Origin of the sequence: Shinella sp., from assembly GCF_049651085.1 — a bacterium.
GTDB lineage: Bacteria > Pseudomonadota > Alphaproteobacteria > Rhizobiales > Rhizobiaceae > Shinella.
The window spans coordinates 1-6,651 of sequence record NZ_JBASBL010000031.1 but is presented as its reverse complement, the minus strand read 5'-3'; the positions used below and the strand labels follow the sequence as shown (position 1 = coordinate 6,651).

5 protein-coding genes and 2 pseudogenes are annotated in these 6,651 nt (G+C 61.7%); 4 read left to right on the top strand and 3 right to left on the bottom strand.

Annotated elements, in window-relative coordinates:
* On the bottom strand, positions 1–645 hold a 645-nt coding region (locus WA950_RS21405; protein ID WP_424553762.1), incomplete at its 3' end, for a cysteine hydrolase family protein.
* 33 nt (positions 646–678) lie between these two features.
* Complete coding sequence (locus tag WA950_RS21400; protein ID WP_424553761.1) at positions 679–1,206, bottom strand: helix-turn-helix domain-containing protein; 528 nt, start codon at positions 1,204–1,206, stop codon at positions 679–681.
* A 316-nt stretch (positions 1,207–1,522) separates the two neighbouring features.
* Between WA950_RS21400 and WA950_RS21395 the strand changes: the two genes are divergently transcribed.
* Together WA950_RS21395 and WA950_RS21390 are read left to right on the top strand one after the other, a co-directional pair.
* Positions 1,523–2,116 (top strand): hypothetical protein, encoded by a 594-nt coding sequence (locus WA950_RS21395; protein WP_424553760.1) that lies wholly within the window; start codon positions 1,523–1,525, stop codon positions 2,114–2,116.
* The gene (locus WA950_RS21390) at positions 2,113–2,961 is read left to right on the top strand and encodes a hypothetical protein (RefSeq protein WP_424553759.1); all 849 of its coding nucleotides are present in this window, start codon (positions 2,113–2,115) and stop codon (positions 2,959–2,961) included. Before WA950_RS21395 ends, WA950_RS21390 begins: the two co-directional genes overlap by 4 nt.
* A 24-nt stretch (positions 2,962–2,985) precedes the next feature.
* On the opposite strand, the pseudogene WA950_RS21385 reads toward WA950_RS21390, so the two are convergent.
* Positions 2,986–5,823 (bottom strand): annotated as a pseudogene (locus WA950_RS21385) (error-prone DNA polymerase); the annotation flags it as partial.
* Here WA950_RS21385 and WA950_RS21380 point away from each other — a divergent pair.
* Positions 5,818–6,171, top strand: a pseudogene (locus WA950_RS21380) (transposase family protein); the annotation flags it as partial. The pseudogenes WA950_RS21385 and WA950_RS21380 sit on opposite strands and share 6 nt — an antisense overlap.
* Before the next feature lie 2 nt (positions 6,172–6,173).
* Positions 6,174–6,497, top strand: a complete 324-nt coding sequence (locus WA950_RS21375; RefSeq protein ID WP_424553758.1) for a hypothetical protein — start codon at positions 6,174–6,176, stop codon at positions 6,495–6,497.
* Positions 6,498–6,651 lie beyond the last annotated feature (154 nt).

Below are 6,651 nucleotides of genomic sequence, written 5' to 3'. Positions count from 1 at the left end.
CTCGCCGATTAGCCAGGAATGGAGCTCCGAAGCTTTGACCATTTTTACGCCGATACTCCCCATCTCCATTCGCCCCTGATCGTTGAAACCCGAAATGGCATCCTCGACGACCAGGATACGATAATCCCGGCTGCTGGCGTCGTAGATGGTAGCTCGGGGGCAGTTAGGAAAATTGCAGCCGGTCACGACAATCGACGTGACATCAAGCCCGTGGAGCTTCGCGTCGAGCGTGGTTCTGTGGAACGCGCTCCAGCGGGATTTGTAGAGAACCCATTCATGGTCCGAGAGCTGCTGAAACTCACCAGCGAGCAAGGCATGAGCGTCCAGCGTGACGGAAGGATCGGGCTTCAGAGCATCTGCTAGTTCTGCGCCGTCGCTTCCCGGGCGAGCAATTTCGGCGCCGCCTTCGATCAACGTGCGGCGGCAAAGGTCGGCGTTCGAGCCGTCGGCGCTGTATAAGCGCACGACGTGGATGATCGGCCGCCTCGCATCACGATAGGCGTCTAGCGCCCTACTTATCGCTGGAACGACGTCGGCGGTCCCAGGGATGTACGCGCGCGATCCGGCACGCGCGAAGTCATTCTGGACATCGATGGTGATCAAAGCAGAAGCGAGTGGTTCCGGCGTGATATATTGGTCGTGCATCGAATTCGCCCCGGCTGAAAAGTCGACCCTGTTTCAGCCGTCCACGCTTGTCTGGAATGAAATCGATCGACGGCCAGGCTGAAATGCGGCGCGATAACCTCCGGGGGTGGCGCCGTAGGCCCTGAGGAAATGCCGTCCGAGATGGCTCTGATCGGCGAAGGTTGCTGCAAATGCCGCGTCCGCCAGCGAGGCGCCGCCACGTATTCGTCTTCTCGCCTCGGTCAGCCAATGGGCCCGGCGATATTGGCCTGGCGTGGCGCCGACAGCGCGCTTGAAAATTCGGATGAAGCCGTCCGGCGAATAGCCAAGCTGATTGGCGAGTTCGGCCACAGAATAGTCTGTCGAGACCAGCAACCGCTGCATCTCCTGAGCATCATTGCTCATCGGTAACGACGGTCCACGCGATGATGATCGTACCGTATCGATTATCTCTTCGGGATGAAGCGCCTGTACTCCGTGGAGCAGCATCGGGACCTTGATGTCGGATAGCGTCGGATCATCAGTATCCAGGTAAAGATTGAATGTTGATGAGCCGACGCACCCCATGGGTGTGTGGAACATGCCCGCAGGGATTACCAGCAGATCACCTTGGCCTGCGATTAGCTCGCCCATTGGAGTTAGGAAGCGGCGCCATCCTCGACGGACCGAGACGACCTGTATCTGACTGTGGAAGTGCCCCGCCAGTGAACGGCCGGCCGCGCCGCACTGAGCTGCAACTTCGATCGCTGCTACGTCACAGCGTCCATAGGTCCAATTCGACGTCACAACTTCATAGTAGCGTTTCGAGAGCGCCGTGCGAAAGCCTCAGCTCGTTCACTAGCGGCCAAGCTTGGTTGAACTTCTGGTTCAGTATGCCTCCTGCCGCTAGCGTGCTGTGATGGCACGTAAGGCGAGTCTTCCGATCGAGCACGCGACAAGACACACGGCGATAATCCGTGACCCCGCGAGTATGTGGTCAAAGCTGGCTTGGGATGTCGAGGTATTCCGCGACATTCAGGTGAGCTACCCAGACGAGCCGGAGCCGCTCGCCTACGCCGCGGTCAATGTTTGCATTGCGGCGTGGAGCCTTCGCAACTGGGTTGAGAGCGTGAGAGCGCGCAATCAGCGGCGCTTGGGGATCGACTTCGATCGGCGCGCCTTCTTCGATGAGATTGCGCAGGCAATTCCGGAGCAAGCAGCGTGCGACGCGATTGCGAATACGGCGAAACATGCCCGGCTTAACGATGGTGAGTTGGCTGGAGGAAGGGTAAGCCTCGACTGGCAGGAGGGCGATGAAGATTGCCCGCCGGGCTACGTTCTCCATCACCTCAAGGAGGACGGTCGGTACGAAGGCTTGGCAGTGAATCGCTTCGTGTCTTTGTGCGACCACTGGTGGACATGGTTGGAAGCCAACGCGATGGCCATAGGCATGCGGCGCATCCCTGACTGGCAACAACGCAAGTTGCGTCGTATCTTCGGTGACCGGCCATGACCCACGACGCTGGGACCGACAGCGACAGAGCCGCCTCACTTTTCGAATTCGATGACGGCGCTTCGTGGCTTCCGATCTTGGCAGCGTCACTTGGAGCCCTGCTTCCCCGGAATGCGCGGGACCTGATCTCCTCCACCCAACCGGACGGGCCTTGGAGCGCCAGCGAGACCCTTTCCAAAGCCGTCGACATCGACGCAGTTTATGAGGCGATGCGCAGATGGGTGTCGGAGCGAGACGTGGCCGCGTACCACGGAACGCGTCTGAATCCGGTGCAGCAGGGGTCTGTCGCGCGAAACGGGCTTCGGCGGCTCGTTCCAGCGGACCGCTCGACCGCCATAGAAGCGTTCTTAGGCGAACATCCGAGATGGGATGAGATCAGGCATCGCGTGCCAGAAGCGCTCGCGTTCATGGAACGCGGTGGCGCGGGAAATCGTGCGGGTCAGGTGCACCTGACGCTCTCGCGCGAAGGACTGGTCAAGGGCTTCAACCACTATCTCGTCGAGGGCTCGGAGTTCGACCACCACGTTGCGAACTATTTGCTTGGCGAAGAATGCCATGAGCAAAATCGTCGTCGCGGCGAGGCCATCCTCTATCGTGTTCGGCTCTCCGGCGAGGAGGCATTGGCGGCGGCCAATCCTTTCGGCGAGATGAAGCATCCAAACCTCCTGCGGGAGCTATTTCAGAGCGTGTCGTGGTTCCTGAGCACAGGCGATACGGAGACGTCTGCGCTCGAATTGGATTGCGGCATGATCCTGTATCGCGACGTCGAGCCTCCTGACATCATCGAGACGATCACGATCCCAGACAGTGAGTTGTGGGAGCACTATGATCACCGGCTACGCTGAGAAGCCGATGCGACCGCGCCATGGCTAGCGGAAGTCGCGGGTCTTCACCTTGATCGTATCGATGTGCAGGTCGGGTATGAAAATATCACGAGGTCGGACCGTTCGGGGCGGCTGACCGCGGGGGTCGGGCGTCGGCGAGCCGTGGTGAAACTCGTCGCCACGCCCGTGAGGCAGCGGGAAGGCGGTGTCGCGCTCGCCGACGCTCGCCAGCTCCGCCGAAAGGTCCGTCAGCTGCTGCGCGACAAGATGGACTACTTCCCCCTCGCGCTGGACGCGCCCGCGGACACCGATCATGCCGGCTGACAGGATGGTACGGCGGTTCTGTTCGAAGACCTTGGGCCAGACGACGAGGTTGGAAATCCCGCTCTCGTCTTCGAGCGTGATGAACATGACGCCCTTCGCGCTGCCGGGCCGCTGGCGCACCAGCACGATGCCGGCCGCTTCCAGCCAACGGCCGTCCTTTGCGTCCATCGCCTCTTGGCACGTCACCATGCGACGGCGGCGCAGCTCCGGGCGCAGAAACGAGACCGGGTGGTCGCGTAGCGACAAGCTGACATGCCGGTAGTCCTCCACTACTTCACCGCCCGCCGTCATCGGGCGTAGGATGACGGCCGGCTCGGCGATCTCGGGCACAATCCCGGCTTCACGTGCCGACGCGGCGGCGAAGAGCGGCAGCGGCTCGTCACGCAAGGCCTTGATTGCCCATAGGGCCTCACGACGGGCGAGACCGAACGGCGAACGAAACCCGTCGGCTTCGGCGATCTGCGTTAGCGCCGCCACGGGAACGCCGGCCCGGCGCCAGAGATCGTCGACGGAGACAAAGGGTTGGCCCGCCCGGGCCGAGACGATCGCGGCGCCGTGGGCATTGGCGAGGCCTTTGACCATGCGCAGACCCAGGCGAATGGCAAACTGTTCCTCGCTGCCAGAGGGCTCAAGTGTGCAATCCCATCGGGAGGCGTTGGCGCAGACCGGGCGGATCTCGACGCCATGATCGCGCGCATCACGGACGATCTGCGCCGGCGCATAGAAGCCCATGGGCTGGCTGTTCAGCAACGCCGCGCAGAACACTTCGGGATGCCAGCATTTGAGCCAGGCCGAGGCGTAGGCGATCAGTGCAAAAGAGGCTGCGTGACTTTCCGGAAATCCGTAACTGCCGAAGCCCTCAAGCTGTTTGAAGGTCTGCTCGGCGAATTCGGCCTCGTAACCATTGGCGACCATGCCCGCGATCAGCTTGTCCCGGAAATGCGAGACGCCCCCGGTGAACTTGAACGTAGCCATCGACTTGCGGAGCATGTCCGCCTCGCCGGGGGTGAAGCCGGCGCATTCGATGGCCACGCGCATCGCCTGCTCCTGGAACAGCGGCACGCCGAGCGTCTTACCGAGCACTTTTTCTAGCTCGGGCTTCGGGTAGTGGACGGGCTCCAGGCCCTCCCGGCGACGAAGATAGGGATGCACCATGTCGCCCTGGATGGGACCGGGCCTGACGATCGCCACCTGCACGACGAGGTCGTAATAGGTGCGCGGCTTGAGGCGTGGCAGCATCGACATCTGCGCCCGGCTCTCGATCTGGAAAGTCCCGAGCGTGTCCGCCTTGCGGATCATCGCGTAGGTGCGCGGGTCCTCGGCCGGGATGGAGGAAAGATCGAGATTGACGCCCTTGTGCTCGGCCAGAAGGTCCAGCCCCTTCTTCATGCAGGTGAGCATCCCGAGCGCCAGGACGTCGACCTTCATGAACTTGAGCGCGTCGATGTCGTCCTTGTCCCATTCGATGACCTGCCGGTCCTTCATCGCGGCCGGCTCGATCGGCACGAGGTCGTCAAGCCTGTCATGGGTCAGCACGAAACCGCCGGGATGCTGGCTGAGATGGCGCGGCGCGCCCATGAGCTGCCGGGCGAGATCGAGCGTCAGGCGAAGGCGGCGATCGGCAAGATTGAGATTCAGCTCCTCGACGTGGCGTTGCTCGACACCTTCTTCCGACCAGGCCCACACCTGCGACGACAAGGTGCCGATCAGGTCTTCGGGCAGGCCAAGCGCCTTGCCCACATCACGCAAGGCGCCTTTGGTGCGATAGCGTATGACGGTCGAGCACAGCGCGGCGTGGTCACGGCCATAGGTGTCAAACACCCACTGCATGACGATCTCGCGCCGCTCATGCTCGAAATCGACGTCGATGTCGGGCGGCTCGCGCCGCTCCTCGCTGACGAAGCGCTCGAACAGAAGATCATTGCGGCCCGGGTCGATCGACGTGATGCCGAGGACGTAGCAGACGGCAGAGTTGGCGGCCGATCCGCGCCCCTGGCACAGAATGTCCTTTGAGCGCGCGAAGCGGACGATCGAGTTCACGGTCAGGAAATACGGCGCGTAATCGAGCTTCTCGATCAGCCGCAACTCGTGTTGAAGCGCGGCGATCACGCTATTGGGCAGGCCTTCCGGGTATCGCTCGGCGGCGCCTTCCCAGGTGAGCTTCGCCAGCGTCTCCTGCGGTGTGAGGGCCGGATCGTCGCGCTCCTCAGGATATTGATAAGCCAGCTCGTCGAGGCTGAAACGGCAGCGGTCTGCGATCTGCAGGCCTCGGGTGAGCGCCTCGGGGTAGCGGCTGAAAAGGCGGTGCATTTCCTCAGGCGGCTTGATGTATCGGTCGGCATGGCGTTCGCGACGGTCGCCGATCGCATCGATCGTGACGTTGTGCCGGATGCAGGTGACCACGTCTTGAAGGATGCGGCGGGCGGGCTCGTGGAAGAGGACGTCGTTCGTCACCACGGTCGCGACCCGGATCTGGGCGGCGAGGTTCGAAAGCTCGTGAAGGCGGAGCTGGTCGTTGGGACGACGACGCAGTGTCAAAGCCATGTAGGCTCGATCGCCGCCCGAGGCATGCCGCTGATGATCGTCAGCGACAACGGCACCGAACTGACCAGCCTGGCGATCCTGAAATGGACGCAGGACCGGACGATCGAGTGGCACTATATCGCGCCGGGCAAGCCGCAGCAGAACGGCTACGTCGAGAGCTTCAATGGTCGCCTGCGCGACGAATGCCTCAATGAGACGCTGTTCGTGTCGCTCGGCCACGCCCGCTCGGTGCTGCGGCTCTGGCGTGACGACTACAACCATGTGCGGCCGCATAGCGGGATAGGCGGGCTGACGCCCGCCGATGCTGCCGGGCGGGTTGTGCAACACCGCCCCGACGGGCACCATACCAACCCCGGACTCTAGCTATGACCGGAGGAGCTTTGGGGAGCACGTCAGACGCGACCATCATCGACCAGCTTCTTCTCTGGGCGAATGGCCTGCGCGGGAAGATCGATAGACTTTTTGTTCCCGTTTACTTTGCGCACCCGAAGAAAAGCAAAACCGCCAAAGCTCTGATTGCCTCATCGGAAAAGATCAATAAGGTTCGCAATGAGGTTGTGCATCAGGGGCGGTTCAGCAACCCAGATGAGGCTGGCGAAATCATCGCCGAAGCAAAGCGCTTCATCGACATGATTGTTGGGCTCTCTGTTCCAGGTTTTGATATCCAAGACCGGAAGCGCATCAAGTAGCGCGCAATAGGGGATTAGATAGATCAAGGCTAGAGAGCGTCAGGCAGCCAAGGACAACTGTTCGAGCAATTCGGAAAGGATCAACGGAAGATACTCGTGGGAGCCGTTTGGATACCAGATTGCATTGATACTGAGGCTGGCCAAATACGCATTC